This window comes from Laceyella putida (genome assembly GCF_042665195.1).
Lineage (GTDB): Bacteria > Bacillota > Bacilli > Thermoactinomycetales > Thermoactinomycetaceae > Laceyella > Laceyella putida.
This window is the reverse complement of record NZ_JBHTBW010000061.1, coordinates 1-16,362: the sequence shown is the minus strand read 5'-3', so window position 1 is coordinate 16,362 and position 16,362 is coordinate 1. Positions and strand designations below refer to the sequence as shown.

The following is a 16,362-nucleotide window of genomic DNA, read 5'->3' as shown; positions in this document are numbered from 1 at the left end:
ATACCATCATGCTGTTCGGTCGGTTGATTACGGCGATGTTCACGCCGTTTACCCAAGAGAATCGCATTGATTGGGGTAAATTGGAAGAATGCATTGAGCGCTTGATTGAAACAGGCAGCGATGCCATTGTTGTGGCGGGAACCACAGCGGAGTCCCCCACATTATCCCATGAAGAGAAAGTGGAGTTGTTCCGCTTTGCCAAGCTTAAAGCGGGCAACCGTGCCAAAATCATCGCGGGCACGGGCAGCAACCACACGGAGCAAACGATCCTGTTGACGAAAGAGGCGGAGGACATCGGGGTGGACGGCGTGATGTTGGTGGCCCCTTATTACAATAAGCCGTCGCAAGAAGGATTGTTTCAACACTTTAAAACGGTGGTGGGCGCCACCCGACTGCCGGTCATGCTTTACAATGTGCCAGGCCGCACCAGTGTGAACATGACAGCGGATACCATGGCCCGGCTGGCTCAATTGGAAAATGTGGTGGCCATCAAAGAGGCGAGCGGAGACCTGAATCAGATTTCCCAATTGGTGAAGCAGATTCCGAGCGATGTGGAGGTCTATAGCGGAGATGACAGCTTAACCTTGCCGATTCTCGCGGTGGGGGGCGTCGGGGTCGTCAGTGTGGCGAGCCACTTGGTCGGGCGTGAGATCAAGGAGATGATCAACGCCTTCTATGAGGGGGATCATGTTAGAGCGCTCTCCCTCCATCAGAAGTTGCTCCCTGTTTTTAATGGACTCTTTATGACATCAAGCCCAGTGCCGCTTAAATACGCCATGTCCTTAAATGGCTGGTGCGAGCCGCGCGTTCGCCTGCCTTTGGTGGAGATGAATGAGCAAGAAAAAGCGCAAGCGGAGAACTGGCTAAAAGTGCTGAAAATGAAATAAGCCAAAGATCAAAGGCTGATCTCCTGTGGGATCAGCCTTTTTCGTCGCTTTTTTGTCCGCGATGATGTGGGGATGACGACCAATCGGGCAGATGGATGGATCGATACCTTAGCGCGGATACGCCAACCATTCCAATATTCCGACAAAAGAATTTGTTGCATACTCATTTTTTGATCGTATATAATGAGAACAAGTGAGAATTGTGCGGTTTACGGGTGACGACAACTGAATATAGGAGGTTACTTTGTTGACAAAAAACCAACGAGGCAAATTACACATTTTTGCGCTCGGTGGGTTGGACGAAATCGGAAAAAACATGTATGTGGTGCAGTATGAGAATGACATCGTGGTGATCGATGCGGGTTTGATGTTTCCAGAAGAAGATATGTTGGGAATCGACATCGTCATTCCAGACATCACATACCTGGTTGAGAATAAGGAAAAAGTTCGTGGGATCATCTTAACACATGGTCATGAAGACCATATCGGGGGGCTTCCATACATTCTGCGTCAATTGAATGTTCCCATCTATGCGACGAAGCTGACGATGGGACTGGTTGAGCATAAATTGCGGGAAGCGCACATCTTAAACGACACCAAGCGTTACATCATTAACAACCAATCGGAAATCAAGCTGGGTTCTACCTTGAAAGCGACCTTTTTTAACACAAATCACAGTATTCCTGATTCTGTGGGTGTCTGCATCGATACGCCAGAAGGTGCGGTTGTTCATACAGGGGACTTTAAGTTTGACATGACCCCGGTTAATGAACAGTTAGCTGACATGCATAAAATGGCGGAAATTGGTAAAAAAGGTGTTTTGTGTCTCTTGTCCGATAGTACAAACGCTGAACGGGCTGGATTTACAGGATCTGAGCGTACAGTAGGAGAAGGGATTAATGAAGTTTTCCGGAAGGCGAAGCAACGGGTCATCGTAGCGACGTTCGCATCCAATATTCACCGCATTCAACAAGTAGTGGATGCTTGTCATCTTTATGGAAGAAAGCTTGCTGTCGTGGGTCGAAGCATGGTGAATGTGGTGAATATCGCTTCAGATTTGGGTTATTTACATATCCCATCTGACCTGATCATCGATCCGGATGAGATCAACCGATTACCGGCGAACCGGGTGGCCGTGATCTCAACAGGAAGCCAAGGGGAATCCATGTCCGCATTGACTCGGATGGCCAATGCTTCTCACCGCAAGATAGAAATCTTGCCAGGAGATACGGTGATTATCGCGGCCACACCGATCCCTGGCAACGAAAAGTTGATCGGACGCACAGTAGACCAGTTATTCCGAATCGGCGCAGATGTCGTCTATAGTACCACTTCCCACGTGCATGTCTCCGGACACGGTTCTCAAGAAGATCTCAAATTGATGCTGAGCTTGATCAAACCCAAATACTTTATTCCGATTCACGGTGAGTACCGCATGTTGCGTGCTCACGCCCAACTTGCCGAATCTGTAGGCGTTCGTCCTGAAAATATCTTTATCTGCGACAATGGAGATACAGTCGAAATCTCCGGCGGCAAAGCAAGATACGGTCCAAAAATTACAACAGGCAAAGTTCTCATCGACGGTTTAGGAGTCGGCGATGTTGGAAATATTGTACTTAGAGACCGCAAACTCTTATCACAAGATGGTATCTTAGTCGTTGTTGTCACCCTCAGCAAGGCAAACGGAGCCATCCTTTCCGGTCCGGATATCATTTCCCGTGGCTTCGTTTATGTTCGAGAGTCCGAACAGCTCTTGGACGAAGCAAATCGCATTGTAAGCTTAACCATGGAAAAATGCATGAAAGACCAAGTAAGCGAGTGGGCATCCCTCAAAACAAGCATTCGCGATGCGCTAAGCAAATTCTTATTTGAGCGGACACGCCGTCGCCCCATGATCCTTCCAATCATCATGGAAGTATAGTCAGAACGTAACCGCACATAAAGTCACAACCCCTGAGACGTCAGGGGTTGTGACTTTTCAATTTAATCTGTGAAAATCATAGAGAGAAAGCATTTTTACCATAAGTTCGAATAAAAGGAGATGTTTGCGATTGCTAGTGAAAATTAACCGTAGCAAGTTTGATGAATTGGACGACTTTTCTCTCGGCTCGGCGTGTTTCGATCCAATGATTCAAACGTATAAGGAAACACGTATGTTTGGTGGGGACGTCATTCAGTTTTACCATGACTTGACGGTCGGACAACAAGCATTATTCATGTTTCGAATATACTATGATCATGTCCATAAATCTCTGGAAGACCTCTACTGGTGGAGTGCCTATTTTATGGCCCAAGGAAGATGGGCAGCCTTGAAAAAAGGACTTATTCATTTAGAGGATCAAGACGCATTGAAGCTCTTTGAAGATATAGATGCGTTTCTCTCAAAAAGAAATCATCCAAGAGGCTTAGAAAACTTCGATGTTTCCTCTCGTGATCTTGAAAGTGATCCGGAACTGTTTTCAACCTTTAAAACTTTCTACGAACGGTATCAAGAAAATACCCCGAAAACTATAGAACGGATCGGGATCTACATTCGTAGCCATTCCAGTGAATTCATAGAAATAATAAATTGATAATTTGAAATCGTTAGAAGAGGGCGGCGTATACCGCGATAATCTGGAGTCACAAGACAAAAGCCCATTGGATGCAACCATTTTTGTTTCCCTTCCGTCTTATACGCCATTCAACGATTGATGGCCGCAAATATCATCAGAAACGGCAAGAGTATGATCGTCGGCGTGATGCGTATATGAAAAAAACTTGGCTGGAAAGTGATGCGCTTTGATTATATGGATGTAATCAAGGCCGCGGCGAAGAAAAGCAAATTTGATGATGAAATTCAAACGGCGTTAAACGGACCTCCCTGGCAGATTTGGGGCCAGGTTGGATCGTCAACGCTGTTTATTCTCTCCTTTTTTAAGAAAATATGTAGAAGACAACGATATTGATCCATACCTTAAAAATTGTTGAAGTCATACACCGTCCAGTTATGATGAGATAAAGTTTGGGGAACGAATATCAACAAACTGGATCTATGGGACAAAAAAGGCATTTCAAGTTATGGGACGGCTTCGCTGGACCGATTACAGAAGCCTTATCATATCCAAAAGCTATTAAATAAAAAAGAGGGCACATAAGCACCCCCCATGGTTGCGTGAACAGCCTCTTAACAAGGCTATTTATATTGTAGGCCATATTAAGGGAATACGCGATATGGAATCATTACCAGATAAAAAGAATTTGCTGCAACGGGGCGGGATAGAACAAGCTCAAACGATGCAACAAGCGAAAGCGAATGATTGTAAGATCATACTTTATCAATAGGGCCAAGGATAATCCATAATAAATATTTAAAAATAATTTCATTTAGAAAGTTTATTAATGGATCGGTGGGGAAAATCATATATCTTCACTTCAAGGAGGCGAGAGAAATGGTTTTGGAATTATTAAGAAAGGAACTCCTCAGTTGGGATGGCGTCACCGAACATCCTCACAGATTTGGAGGCGTTGAATTCCGCTTTAAGAAGAAAGAGTTGGGCCATGTACATGGAGAGCAATTGGCTGATTTTCCTTTCCCAAAATCAATCAGGGATCAAATTATTGAAGAAGGATTGGCAGAGCCGCATCATGTCTTACCCAACTCGGGTTGGGTGAGTTATTGGATAAAAGGGCCACAAGACGTTCCGAATCTATGTAAGTTATTTAAAATGCAATATGACAGGATGAATGGAAAATCAGATAATAAATGATGAATCGTTTCTCACGTGAGCATCCATGGTGTGTGCGAATCGGCTGATAATGTGGATGCAAGCATAGTTTTTCGGGACTTGGATCGGGAATGAAAGTGAATGGAATGGACAGCTTAATGAAAAAGAATGATTGACATGAAACCGAATGGTTTCATATAATAAAAAACGAAACCAAATGGTTACGTGTTAACTTGGGATGGAGGCATGAAAAAAATGAAAGGAAATAAGCAAGGGACGCTACCGGATATCCGTCACACAACCATATTTAACGCACCGATTCAAAAAGTTTGGGAGGCTGTTTCCACTTCAGAAGGCATCGCCGCATGGTTTATGCCAAATGATTTTCAGCCCAAACTGGAGCATGAATTCACTTTGCACTCACCTTACGGCCCCTCGCGTTGCAAAGTGACGGAACTGGATCCCCCTCACCGCCTTGCCTTTGCCTGGGGCGAAGAGGGATGGCTGGTTACATTCGAATTAAAGGAACTGGAAGACAAAACGCAGTTCACGCTCATTCATTCCGGTTGGGGTGAACCGGAAGAAATCATTGCGGGTACGGGAGAAAAACATTCGGTGGTTCGCAACAAAATGGACCATGGCTGGGAAGCGGCGGTTATACCGAGACTCGGCAAATATGTGGGGGCTTAAACATGGGGGCAGCCTTGCAAAAGCATGACGTCTTTCAGGCAATCGCCGATCCCACCCGCCGTAAGCTGCTAAGACTGCTTGCCGATAAGGAGATGCCCGTTACCGTAATAAGCAGGCACTTTCCCATGAGCCGCACGGCCGTTTCCAAACATCTGCGCATTCTGTCGGAGGCTGGACTTGTCAGGGAGCAGAAAGTGGGGCGGGAGAAGCGGTACAGGCTCCAACCTGAGCCGCTGCTCGAACTGAAGCAGTGGCTATCCTTTTACGAACGGTTCTGGGACAACAAGATCGCTATGCTTAAAAATTTCGTGGAGAATGAGGAGATAAACGCTCTCAGTCTCGTGGTGCCGGAACGCGACGAGCGGAAATCGACGGAATAGTGGTCACTGAAGGCGATGAGTTTGATAAGCCCACGCGGAAAAACCAGGTGGCACCATCTGGGCATGTTGATAAACCTAGCTCTGTGCAATGGTACAGCAGCTAGGTTTTTACATGAGGATTTTGTATTGAATGCTTTTCCACCTGTCTGCTTCAAATGGGTTATTTATGTTGGGATTCTTAATCATACTATTTTGATATAAAATGATAGCACCATTTCACAGAACATGGGATGAAGATGAGCTTCCCCCGGTTGTTTGTTTGCGGCCCATATGTAAAACTGGCCGACTCGCCAGGTAAAAGGGCGAAGTCGGCAACTCGGCTACCTTGCCATTAAGATAGGTGGTGGAGCTGATTAATGTTTCTCAGCCCTGTTGATATTTCTCAATGCCCGACCTAAATTCTTAAGCGCATCAGCGATGTTGTTTTCTGCGTTTTCAAATTTGCGGTCTTCCAAATCCCGAATGGCTCTTTGTAGTTCCCTGATGGCATCCTCCAGATTTCTAATGGCGCGGCGTCTAGGAGACAAACGTTTAGACATGATAGAAACCCTCCTTTTTTGGTTTGATTCAGTTGGTACACGATAATATATGGATTTCATCTATAAGGTGACTGTACGCTTGCCTCATATTCTTTAATTGTGTGAATGTTATAGAAGAAGGGGGGAACCGGTGTGAGTCAAGTGAAGAAGCCGGGCGGGAGGCTGTGGCTTTCATCGTAGGTGGGTCAGCTGCTATGAAAGTTAGTTACAATGAATATCAAAATCATATCGAATAAACAGCATTCAATAAATTTTCTTTCTTATATATGTGAATTTCATATAAAATAATGCTTATTACATAATTGAGAGGTGGAGTTGCTGTGATATATGTCCTACTCATTCTGCTCGTTTTCACTCCTCTTGGGCTATCGCGACTCATTCGTAAATTTGGCTTGATTCAGATCGCGGGTGGTGACGGGATGCCCCAGCTTACAAAAGGGAAGACCTACTTGTTGTGGAAGGGTTCCGCTTTGCCAAAGCGGGGGCAGATTATTTTGTTCGATGATCAGGAAAGCGAATATACTTGGTTTCGGCGCGTGATCGCTCTTCCCGGCGAAGAAGTGGCGATACGTGATAGCCGGGTCTATGTGAACGGGAAGCGTTTGGATGAACCCTATCTGGTTCAGGATCAAGAGGAGATTGTGGATGAAGAACCGGTTCGCATTCCGCCGGGACATGTGTTTGTCCTTAGCGATAATCGTGTCAATGGATATGATAGCCGCAAATTGGGTCCGATCCCGGTGGAGAAAATCATCGGAAAACTATTGTTTGTCAAGTGAGTCGAGCCTTCCCCTTTGTAGGGGGGGCCGCTTGCTTTCATGGCGAGAGGGATTTGCAGATGGCAGACGAAATTTTATTTAAAATATTTAAAAAATGGCGAATTGGCCTATGGCTGTGTTTTGGAGCGAATTCCACACCTGATCCTAATCCCCTCCGGGCTGAAAAGCAGGATTCATGCGGAAAACAGCTAACTTCATTAAAATGAACCATAGAGAAAGGAAGGCAAACCATGGTGATCGAGTTAAGTCATGTATCGTGGAAGCGGGAAGAACAATGGATTTTGCAAGATGTGTCTTGGCGGGTTAAAGCGGGGGAGCATTGGTGTCTGGTGGGGCTGAATGGATCGGGGAAAACGACGCTGTTGCGGCTGGTCAATGGGTACATTTGGCCGACGTCGGGAAGTGTTCGGGTGTTGGGCAGACTTTTTGGTGAGACAGATGTGCGCGCGTTGCGCAAGGAGATTGGCTGGGTCAGTTCATCATTGCTGCAACAGCTGCATGGGCATGAAACGGCTGAGCGGATTGTGCTCAGCGGCAAATATGCTTCGATTGGCCTGTATGATCAGCCGACACCGGCGGAGTGGGAGAAAGCGAGATCTTTGCTGGAGATGTTCGGCTGTGGAAATCTGATTCAACGGAAATACGATACGCTTTCGCAAGGTGAGCGCCAGAGAGTGTTGATTGCCCGCGCGTTAATGGCTGATCCTGCATTATTAATATTGGATGAGCCCTGTGTCGGCTTGGATTTGCTTGCAAGGGAGCAAGTGCTGCGGATGATTGAGGGGATCGCCACCCAACCTGATGCGCCCACATTGATTTATGTCACTCATTATATAGAAGAAGTGATGCCCTGTTTTTCTAAGACGTTGCTCTTAAAACAAGGGTGCGTGCACACACAAGGTCAGACATCCGAGGTATTGACCTCCTCCGGGCTCAGCCGTTTCTTCGGCGTGCCGCTGGAAGTGAGCAGACGCCAAGGACGCTACTGGCTTGATCACATGTCACTGGAACCGTTCGCGACCGGCAATGGCATGGGTGAGAAGCGATAATTGTTTCTGCTAAAGGATAAAGTGGGGCCTGCTTTATTGAAAAGGGACGTTTCTGACAAGCGGAGGGAAGCCATTTAAGATCGAAGGAATGCCGGAAGCTTTTGCGCAACATATCACGCCGGGAAAATTTCAAGTAATATGAAAGGTATCTGGACTACTGGATGATTTTGTTTAGTAGTCTTTTCTTAAGAAGGTGAAGTCACACCCATAAGAGGGGGAACTGTGGATGAAGAAGCCGCCAGCTCTGAAACCGGGGGACACGATCGGGGTCATTGCCCCCGCCAGTCCCATGCCTGAACAAGAGCGGGAAAGGGCCTTGCAAATGTTTCGGCAATTTGGATATCGGATGAAAGTGGGGCCATCCGTCTATGAAGACAAGGGATATCTGTCGGGAACGGATGAAGTGAGGGCACGTGATGTGAATGACATGTTTGCCGATCCGGAGGTGCGGGCGATTATTTGCATGCGGGGAGGCTACGGCTCGCCACGCATATTGGATCGGATCGATTTTGCGCTGATCAGGCATCATCCCAAGATTTTTGTGGGATATAGCGATATAACGGCATTGCACTTGGCGATACAGAAACAGGCGGGACTGGTTACATTTCATGGTCCGATGGTGGGAGAATTGGCCCGTGTGACAGAGGAAGAAGAGTACGCTTGGTCCATGCTGTTCCGTCATCTGACCGATCCCACCCCGCTCGGGTTTTATCCGGATGCTGAGGAGATGTTTCGTTATCCGCTCACGCCGGGGACGGCGACGGGTACACTCATCGGGGGGAATCTTTGTCTCCTTGTGTTTTCGTTAGGGACGCCATATGAACTTGATACGACCGGCAAGATTTTGTTTGTCGAAGAGATAGGGGAAGAACCTTATCGCATTGATCGGATGTTGACCCAGTTGCGGTTAGCGGGGAAATTGGAGCGGGCTGAGGGGATTGTCTTTACCGACTTCCACGATTGTGAACCGGCCAATCCGGACAGAAGCTTAACACTGCGCGAAGTATTGGAAGGAGTCATCCAGCCGCTGGGCATCCCGGCATACTTTGGCTTTAAAGCGGGACATACCAAACCGAATTTGACCTTGCCGCAAGGGATTCGCGTAAGGATGAATGCAAATCAGGGGACGTTGGAATTGTTGGAAGGCAGTGTTGTGTGAAAAGAACGCACATATGAAGCCCACCCGACTGATATGACCAGTCAGACGGGTGGGGCTTTTGCGTGGATCAGGATGTGAATTGCTCGTGTTCTGTTGAATCCTTCAAGGCGGTGGTGGAGGAGGTGCCACCAGTGATGACGAGTGAGACTTGGTCGAAGTAACCCGTGCCCACTTCGCGTTGGTGACGGGTTGCGGTGTAACCTGCCGGTTCAAGGGCGAACTCGTCTTGCTGAAGCTTGGAATAAGCGGTCATCCCTTCGGCAGCGTACTCTTTGGCTAACCGGAACATACCGTAATTGAGTGAATGGAAGCCGGCCAGCGTAATGAATTGAAACTTGTAACCCATCTTGCCGAGTTCATCTTGGAACTGGGCGATCGTGCGGTCATCCAATTTCTTTTTCCAGTTGAAGGAGGGGGAGCAGTTGTACGCAAGCAATTTACCGGGGTATTGCGCGTGAATCGCTTCGGCAAAGCGGCGCGCTTCATCAAGATTGGGTTCTGACGTTTCGCACCAGATGAGGTCGGCATAAGGCGCGTAGGCCAGACCGCGGGCGATGGCAGTATCCAACCCGTTGTTGATCCGGTAAAAGCCTTCGGGAGTCCGCTCACCTGTAAGGAAAGGCTGATCCGCGGGATCGATGTCACTGGTTATCAATTGGGCGGCATTGGCATCGGTGCGGGCGATAAGGATCGTCGGCACCCCCATGACGTCAGCGGCGAGACGGGCAGAGATGAGATTGCGGACCGCGTGCGATGTTGGAATCAGCACTTTGCCACCCAAATGACCGCATTTCTTTTCCGAAGCCAGTTGGTCTTCAAAATGAACGCCGGAGGCCCCCGCTTCGATCATGCCCTTCATCAATTCAAATACGTTAAGCGGACCACCGAAACCCGCTTCCGCATCGGCAACGATCGGTACAAACCAATCCCGTTCCGCTTTGCCTTCGGCCCATTCGATCTGGTCAGCCCGTTGCAATGCTTGATTGATCCGTTTGACCACATGCGGGACACTGTTGGCCGGGTATAAGCTTTGATCGGGGTACATCTGGCCAGCCAGGTTGGCGTCAGCGGCCACTTGCCAACCGCTTAAGTAGATGGCTTTTAAGCCGGCTTTCACTTGTTGCATCGCTTGGTTGCCAGTGAGCGCGCCCAAGGCTTTGATATGAGGCTCCGTATGCAACAATTCCCACAACCGCTTCGCTCCGCGCGATGCGAGCGTATATTCAATCATGAGCGATCCGCGCAGTTTAAGCACATCCGCTGCGGAATAAGGGCGCTTGATTCCTTGCCAACGGGGGTTTGTGTTCCAATCTTGTTCCAAAGCGGCAATTTCATGTTGTTTAATCATGTTTGTCATCCTTTCGGAGGTTGTTTTAATCTAACAGCGCATAGCCAGGCAGGGTGAGAAACTCAACAAATTCATCACTTAACACCAATTCGGAAAAGAGGGGAATCGCCACATCCAAGCGGTGGGATGATCCCAGCTTTTGGTGTAGACGAGCCGCTTCTTCTTGAAGTAGTTGTTGGTATAACTCCTTGGTAATGGGACGGCCATCTTCCAATTGGGCCTCTGGATGACGTAACCATTGCCAGACTTGCGCACGAGAGATCTCAGCAGTGGCTGCATCCTCCATCAGGTTATCAATGGCAACGGCTCCGGAACCATTTAACCAGGCGGCCATATAGTGGATGCCGACGCGGATGTTGGTACGTAATCCGTCCTCTGTGATCGGACCCGTTGGGACGCGCAATAAATCGGCTTGGGTGATAGTCACTTCCTCTAATGGTCGGTCAATTTGGTTTGCTTGTGGCATCAGTCGGTCAAATACATCACGGGCAATCTGGACCAGACCGGGATGAGCCACCCAAGTGCCATCATGGCCTGCTTTGGCTTCTCTTTCCTTATCTGCCTGAACCAAGGCGAATGCCCGTTCAGTGGCTTCGGGGTTTTGCCTGCTCGGAATATGGGCGGCCATTCCCCCGATGCAGGGCGCCTTGCGTTTATGGCATGTTTGAATCGCCAACTGGGTGTAGGCTTTCATGAATGGTGTCGTCATCGTGACGAGCGAACGGTCAGGCAACAGAATCGCACGATGGTTTTGCAAGTGTTTCATGTAACTGAAGATGTAATCCCAGCGACCGCAGTTTAACCCGGCCGAGTGATCCTTTAACTCATATAAAATCTCTTCCATCTCAAAGGCGGCCAAAATCGTTTCGATCAATACCGTCGCTTTGATTGTGCCAGGTTTCAAGCCTTTAACTTCTTGGGCATATAGGAATACCTCATTCCATAGGCGCGCTTCTAGATGGCTTTCCAGTTTGGGAAGGTAAAAGTAGGGACCCGTGCCTTGGGCCACCAAAGCCTTCGCGTTATGGTAGAAATACAGCCCGAAGTCAAACAGGCTGGCGGGAACGGGTTTTCCGTCGACCAATATGTGTTTTTCATCCAGATGCCAACCGCGGGGCCGGACATGGAGAACGGCGGGATCCGATTTGACTTTGTACCACTTTCCTTGTGGGCTCATATAGGTGAGCGTCCCGCGGATCGCGTCTCGGAGATTGATTTGCCCTTGAATGGTATTGTGCCAAGTAGGTGAGTTGGCATCTTCAAAGTCAGCCATAAATCCCTGGGCACCGGAGTTGAGCGCATTGATAACCATTTTGCGGTCACCGGCCGGCCCGGTTATTTCCACCCGTCGATCCAGCAAATCTTGGGGCAGGGGTGCGATCGACCAGTCCCCTTCCCGGATGGACTGTGTATCAGACAAGAAATTGGGGAGTTCTTTGGCCAGCTTTACCAATCGCTCTTTTCTGTTATGCAACAGTTGTTCGCGATGGTGGCGAAAGCGCCGTGTGAGATCAGCGATAAATTGCAGGGCTGGAACGGTGAGTACTTCTGCATAAGCATCCGTGATGGGACCCTTGATTTCCACGTTGGGCGGGCATGAGATATTTCGCAACAAACGGCATCTCCTCCTTTATTTGAATATGTTATATAACAGATTTCCTTTTCGCTTTCTATACTAACACAGCTTCTGTTATAGTACAATTACTATTTTTCTGAATATATATTTTTTCATTTAATTAAGAAATGATTTATCGGCGATGACTTATGGAAGTGTTCGCAAGGGTTGAAGCCGGCGGTCAGTCCATCCGCGGTCTGGCTGCCCGCGACGGGGTCCCTGAAAAAAGGGGATTTTTGTTTGGAGTTCCCGTCACTGCCTCAAGCGGTTTTTGTTCATCTGATTCTGAATTTCACCGCAGATTCATCCCAATGTTGTACAATATCATTTACAACATTTGCAGTGAAAACGTTTTCCGAACAGAAGAGAATCTCACTATAATGAAGGCAAGAGGGGATATTCGATGCAACTGGATGAGAGAAGCTTGAGTTTGCTGAAAGAAATCATTTCCCAACCGCATAGCACGATGAGGCAATTGGAACAACGACTCCTCCTGTCGCGCAGGCAAATCAATTACGACCTGGAGAAAATCAACGCGTGGTTGGCCAGCCAACACTTGGGGACGGTGAAATACCAACGCCAAGCGGGATTCACTTGCCCGCCCGGCATCAGGGAGAAGTTGGCACACCTTCCTTTGGCCAAGGGCAAACAGCAATATGTCTGGTCGGCGGAGGAAAGGGTCCGCTTGATTCTCATGTCCCTTCTTGGCGTGACAGAATATTGGTCGCTCGTCCACGCCTGCAGCTTGCTTCAGGTAAGCCGCAATACGGCATTGGCCGATTTGAAAGAGGCTAACGCGCTTGCCGGCGAATATGGCGTACGGCTCAAATATTCACGGGACAACGGCTATCATTTGGTGGGAAAAGAATGGAATCTCCGTTGCCTGTTGCATCGGTTGGTCTTTTCCGCCTTGGAGCAAGAAAATGGGGAGATGGTGTTAAGGGAAGCGATACAGCAAATGCAAACCATTCCGTTCGATTCGTTGTACCGTCGGTTGGAAGCCGTCGAACGGCAACTGGGGGTCCGTTACACGGATGAACGCTTGGTGCAACTCACCTACGAGTGCCTCCTGATCGGACAACGGATCAAACAGGCAAAGTGGATCGGCATGAAGGAAGACGATTTGCGTGAAATCGTCCATACGCCCGAGTATGGGGCGAGCGAAACGGTGTTGGATGAGTTGGGGGAAGGCTTGACTCCGGAACACCGTCGCCGCGAACAGGCTTACTTGGCCCTGTTGCTTCTCGCCACCAACGTGTCCACCCCGGAAAAAGGAGGAATGATGCGGGAGGTGGCCTTATCGATGGTCGATCGGTTTGAAAAGGTGGCCTGTGTCAACCTCGCCGAAAAGGAACTCTTGACCGATATGTTGGCCATGCACTTAGTCCCGGCTTATTACCGGATCAAGTATGGGCTGGAATTGAAAAATCCCCTTGCCGCCACCATTTTGCGGGAACATCCGGAACTGCACCATCTCGTCAAAAAATGCGTCTCCCCCTTTGCCCGGCGGGTGGGCGTCGACATTCCGGAAGAAGAAACGGCTTATTTGACCATCCATTTTGGCGCTTGTTTGCGGCGCCAAGGGGTGGAGCTTGCCCAACGTCCGAAAGCCGTTGTCGTTTGCCCAAAGGGGATTGCCGTCTCCCATCTGCTCATACGGACGTTGCGTGAACTGTTTCCGGACATTTTGTTTTTGGATGCATTGACGGTTCGGGAATTTTCTTCTTATCCCATGACCCATGAATTGGTTTTCTCCACGGTCTTCCTGAGGACAGACAGAAAGCTGTTCGTGGTGAAACCGATTTTGTCCCATGAGGAGAAAGCGCGCCTGCGTTACGATGTGTCGAAAGAACTGTACGGCATCGCCGATCATGCGGCCAATGTGCCATTTTTGTTGCAGGTGATCGAACAATATGCGGATATTCATGACCGTAAAGGGCTTACTCAAGCGTTATCGGGATTTTTGAAGTCCCTTCAATCGCCCCTTCCAGTTAGAAAAGAGGATGAAAAACCCGTGTTAAATGAACTGATCACGCGTGATACCGTCCAATTGCGGAAAAAGGTGAGAAATTGGGAAGAGGCGATTCGGTTGGCAACTAAACCGTTGGTGGACAACGGTTCTGTCGAACCGGATTATGCGGAGGCAATGATTGCCTCGATTCATGAGTTAGGGCCTTATGTGGTGATCACGCCTAAGGTGGCGATCCCCCACGCGCGCCCCGAACAAGGAGTCAACCAATTATCGATGAGCTTTCTGCAGTTGGAAGAAGAAGTTTCCTTTCCGCAAAACAAACCCGTACGACTCTTGTTTGTGCTTGCCGCCTCGGACAACGAATCCCATTTGCGGGCGCTGGCCCAATTGTCCGAATTACTGGCGCGGCCCGAGGAAATCCAATCCCTCATCGACGCGGAAACGAAGGAAAACGTGTTGGACTTGATGGAAAAGTATTCGAAAGGAGAAATGGAAGCATGAAAATCCTGGTCGTTTGTGGAAATGGGTTGGGGAGCAGTTTCATCATGGAGCTAAATGTGAAAAAAGCCCTGAAAGAGTTGAACAAGGAAGCCGAAGTGGAACACACTGACTTGACGACAGCCCTCACTGAAAGCGCGGATCTTTATCTGGGGGCCAATGATATCATCGACCAACTGGATAACGGCGTGCGGAAGATCGTCGGCTTGGAAAACATCATGGATCTGGAAGAAATCAAAACCAAGTTATCTCAGCATTTGCAATAACCTAACAGTATCTGGGGAAAGTAGGGAAGCCAATGCGCATCTTGCAAATCATGATGAATGATATTTTAGGGACCCCTGCGATCTTGATTGGGATTTTTGCCCTGATCGGCCTTTTGTTGCAGAAGAAGGGGATTGGGGAGATTGTGTCCGGTACCTTGAAAACGGTGTTGGGGTTCATTCTCGTCAGCGCCGGAGCGGAGATCATCGTGCGGTCGCTCGATGTGTTCGGGAAAATGTTCAACCAGGCGTTTGCCATCAATGGGGTGATTCCCAACAATGAAGCGATTGTCGCCGTTGCGCAAAACAAATTCGGCGCGGCGACGGCCTTGATCATGGTGTTCGGCATGGTGGTAAACTTGATTTTGGCGCGTTTCACGCCATTGAAATACATCTTTTTGACGGGGCACCACACGTTGTTCATGGCTTGTCTCATTGCGGTGATTTTAACGACCAACGGGTTGGGTGGAGTGACGTTGGTCTTGACCGGGTCAATCATTTTGGGGGCGCTCATGGTCCTGTCCCCCGCGATATTGCAACCGTTTGTCCGCCAGATCACGGGTTCCGACCAGTTTGCGGTCGGACACTTCGGTTCGATCGGCTATTTCGTTTCGGGATGGGTGGGCAAATGGTTGGGAAACAAGGAGAAGTCCACGGAAACAATCAAAGTCCCGAAACAATTAAGTTTTCTCCGTGACACCTCCGTAGCCGTTTCCTTGACCATGGCCATCCTGTTCGTCATCGTGGCTTGCTTTGCCGGACCGGCCTATATTCAGGCGAAATTGTCCGGTGGCCAAAACTATCTGGTTTATTCCATCATTCAAGCCATCACGTTTGCGGCCGGCGTCTACGTGGTGTTAAACGGAGTGCGCATGCTCATCGCGGAAATTGTGCCGGCGTTCAAGGGAATCGCCGAAAAGATCGTACCCCAAGCCAAACCGGCGCTTGATTGCCCGACCGTGTTCCCGTTTTCTCCGAATGCCGTGATCATTGGGTTCTTGTCCAGCTTTTTGGCCGGGTTGACCAGCATGTTTCTTCTTCCGATGATCGGTTTGAAAGTGATCGTGCCCGGACTTGTGCCCCACTTTTTCACGGGAGCCACTGCGGGCGTGTTCGGGAATGCGACTGGCGGTAGTCGCGGCGCGTTTTTCGGTTCGTTCGCCAATGGATTGATCATCAGTTTTTTGCCGGCGTTGCTTCTTCCGGCATTGGGATCGTTGGGATTCGAAGGCACGACATTCGGTGACGCCGACTTTGGCGTGGTGGGGCTTATTCTCAGCTACTTGTTGCAATGGTTTTAAGCCCGCGTGCAGGGATTGCGCCAAAAAATTGGCGCTCATGCGCCCATGTTTTTGTCGAATTCGAAGCTACCCGTTTGGGGTAGCTTTTCTACAACAAACGACTCCATCAAGAGACTGATGCAGAAAGATTACTTAAAAATGATTATTCTACAGTTTCTGGAACCAAAACGGCTCA

At 48.9% G+C, this 16,362-nt stretch carries 16 protein-coding genes; 13 read left to right on the top strand and 3 right to left on the bottom strand.

The window, feature by feature from the left end:
- Positions 1 to 8: 8 nt before the first annotated feature.
- The 6 genes from dapA to ACFQNG_RS16865 all read left to right on the top strand — a co-directional run bounded on the left by dapA (position 9) and on the right by ACFQNG_RS16865 (position 5,664).
- Positions 9 to 887, top strand: coding sequence for a 4-hydroxy-tetrahydrodipicolinate synthase (gene dapA, locus ACFQNG_RS16890; protein ID WP_379866846.1), 879 nt, complete (start codon positions 9 to 11; stop codon positions 885 to 887).
- Positions 888 to 1,131: 244 nt separating this feature from the next.
- Entirely contained in the window at positions 1,132 to 2,808 is a 1,677-nt protein-coding gene (locus ACFQNG_RS16885; RefSeq protein ID WP_379866845.1) for a ribonuclease J, read from the top strand.
- Between the two features lie 130 nt (positions 2,809 to 2,938).
- Positions 2,939 to 3,460 (top strand): hypothetical protein, encoded by a 522-nt coding sequence (locus tag ACFQNG_RS16880; protein ID WP_379866843.1) that lies wholly within the window; start codon positions 2,939 to 2,941, stop codon positions 3,458 to 3,460.
- 858 nt (positions 3,461 to 4,318) lie between these two features.
- Positions 4,319 to 4,636, top strand: a complete 318-nt coding sequence (locus tag ACFQNG_RS16875; RefSeq protein WP_379866841.1) for a luciferase domain-containing protein — start codon at positions 4,319 to 4,321, stop codon at positions 4,634 to 4,636.
- A gap of 213 nt (positions 4,637 to 4,849) precedes the next feature.
- Positions 4,850 to 5,284, top strand: coding sequence for an SRPBCC family protein (locus ACFQNG_RS16870; protein WP_379866884.1), 435 nt, complete (start codon positions 4,850 to 4,852; stop codon positions 5,282 to 5,284).
- A gap of 2 nt (positions 5,285 to 5,286) precedes the next feature.
- Positions 5,287 to 5,664, top strand: coding sequence for an ArsR/SmtB family transcription factor (locus tag ACFQNG_RS16865; RefSeq protein WP_379866840.1), 378 nt, complete (start codon positions 5,287 to 5,289; stop codon positions 5,662 to 5,664).
- Between the two features lie 353 nt (positions 5,665 to 6,017).
- Here the strand turns inward: ACFQNG_RS16865 and ACFQNG_RS16860 are convergent, their stop codons facing one another.
- Entirely contained in the window at positions 6,018 to 6,203 is a 186-nt protein-coding gene (locus ACFQNG_RS16860; protein WP_379866838.1) for a hypothetical protein, read from the bottom strand.
- 320 nt (positions 6,204 to 6,523) lie between these two features.
- On the opposite strand from ACFQNG_RS16860, the gene lepB reads away from it, so the two are divergent.
- The 4 genes from lepB (at position 6,524) to ACFQNG_RS16840 (ending at position 9,190) form a co-directional block, all read left to right on the top strand.
- A complete protein-coding gene (gene lepB, locus ACFQNG_RS16855) occupies positions 6,524 to 6,982 on the top strand; it encodes a signal peptidase I (RefSeq protein WP_379866837.1) in 459 nt (152 codons plus the stop codon).
- A 59-nt stretch (positions 6,983 to 7,041) separates the two neighbouring features.
- Complete coding sequence (locus ACFQNG_RS16850; RefSeq protein WP_379866834.1) at positions 7,042 to 7,188, top strand: hypothetical protein; 147 nt, start codon at positions 7,042 to 7,044, stop codon at positions 7,186 to 7,188.
- 24 nt (positions 7,189 to 7,212) lie between these two features.
- Positions 7,213 to 8,031, top strand: a complete 819-nt coding sequence (locus ACFQNG_RS16845; RefSeq protein WP_379866832.1) for an ABC transporter ATP-binding protein — start codon at positions 7,213 to 7,215, stop codon at positions 8,029 to 8,031.
- 226 nt (positions 8,032 to 8,257) lie between these two features.
- The gene (locus ACFQNG_RS16840; protein WP_379866830.1) at positions 8,258 to 9,190 is read left to right on the top strand and encodes a S66 peptidase family protein; all 933 of its coding nucleotides are present in this window, start codon (positions 8,258 to 8,260) and stop codon (positions 9,188 to 9,190) included.
- 67 nt (positions 9,191 to 9,257) lie between these two features.
- On the opposite strand, the gene aceA is transcribed toward ACFQNG_RS16840, so the two are convergent.
- Together aceA and aceB are read right to left on the bottom strand one after the other, a co-directional pair.
- Positions 9,258 to 10,538 carry an isocitrate lyase gene (gene aceA, locus ACFQNG_RS16835; RefSeq protein ID WP_379866828.1) on the bottom strand — a complete coding sequence of 427 codons (1,281 nt, stop codon included), beginning with the start codon at positions 10,536 to 10,538 and terminating at the stop codon, positions 9,258 to 9,260.
- Positions 10,539 to 10,563: 25 nt separating this feature from the next.
- Positions 10,564 to 12,153 carry a malate synthase A gene (gene aceB, locus ACFQNG_RS16830; RefSeq protein WP_379866826.1) on the bottom strand — a complete coding sequence of 530 codons (1,590 nt, stop codon included), beginning with the start codon at positions 12,151 to 12,153 and terminating at the stop codon, positions 10,564 to 10,566.
- Positions 12,154 to 12,556: 403 nt separating this feature from the next.
- Here aceB and ACFQNG_RS16825 point away from each other — a divergent pair, with 403 nt between their 5' ends.
- From ACFQNG_RS16825 to ACFQNG_RS16815, 3 genes are read left to right on the top strand one after another with little or no spacing between them, the layout of a single operon-like run.
- On the top strand, positions 12,557 to 14,626 hold the full coding sequence (locus tag ACFQNG_RS16825) for a BglG family transcription antiterminator (RefSeq protein WP_379866824.1): 2,070 nt from the start codon (positions 12,557 to 12,559) through the stop codon (positions 14,624 to 14,626).
- Positions 14,623 to 14,889 carry a PTS sugar transporter subunit IIB gene (locus tag ACFQNG_RS16820; protein WP_379866822.1) on the top strand — a complete coding sequence of 89 codons (267 nt, stop codon included), beginning with the start codon at positions 14,623 to 14,625 and terminating at the stop codon, positions 14,887 to 14,889. Before ACFQNG_RS16825 ends, ACFQNG_RS16820 begins: the two co-directional genes overlap by 4 nt.
- A gap of 32 nt (positions 14,890 to 14,921) precedes the next feature.
- The gene (locus ACFQNG_RS16815; protein WP_379866821.1) at positions 14,922 to 16,187 is read left to right on the top strand and encodes a PTS ascorbate transporter subunit IIC; all 1,266 of its coding nucleotides are present in this window, start codon (positions 14,922 to 14,924) and stop codon (positions 16,185 to 16,187) included.
- Positions 16,188 to 16,362: the final 175 nt, after the last annotated feature.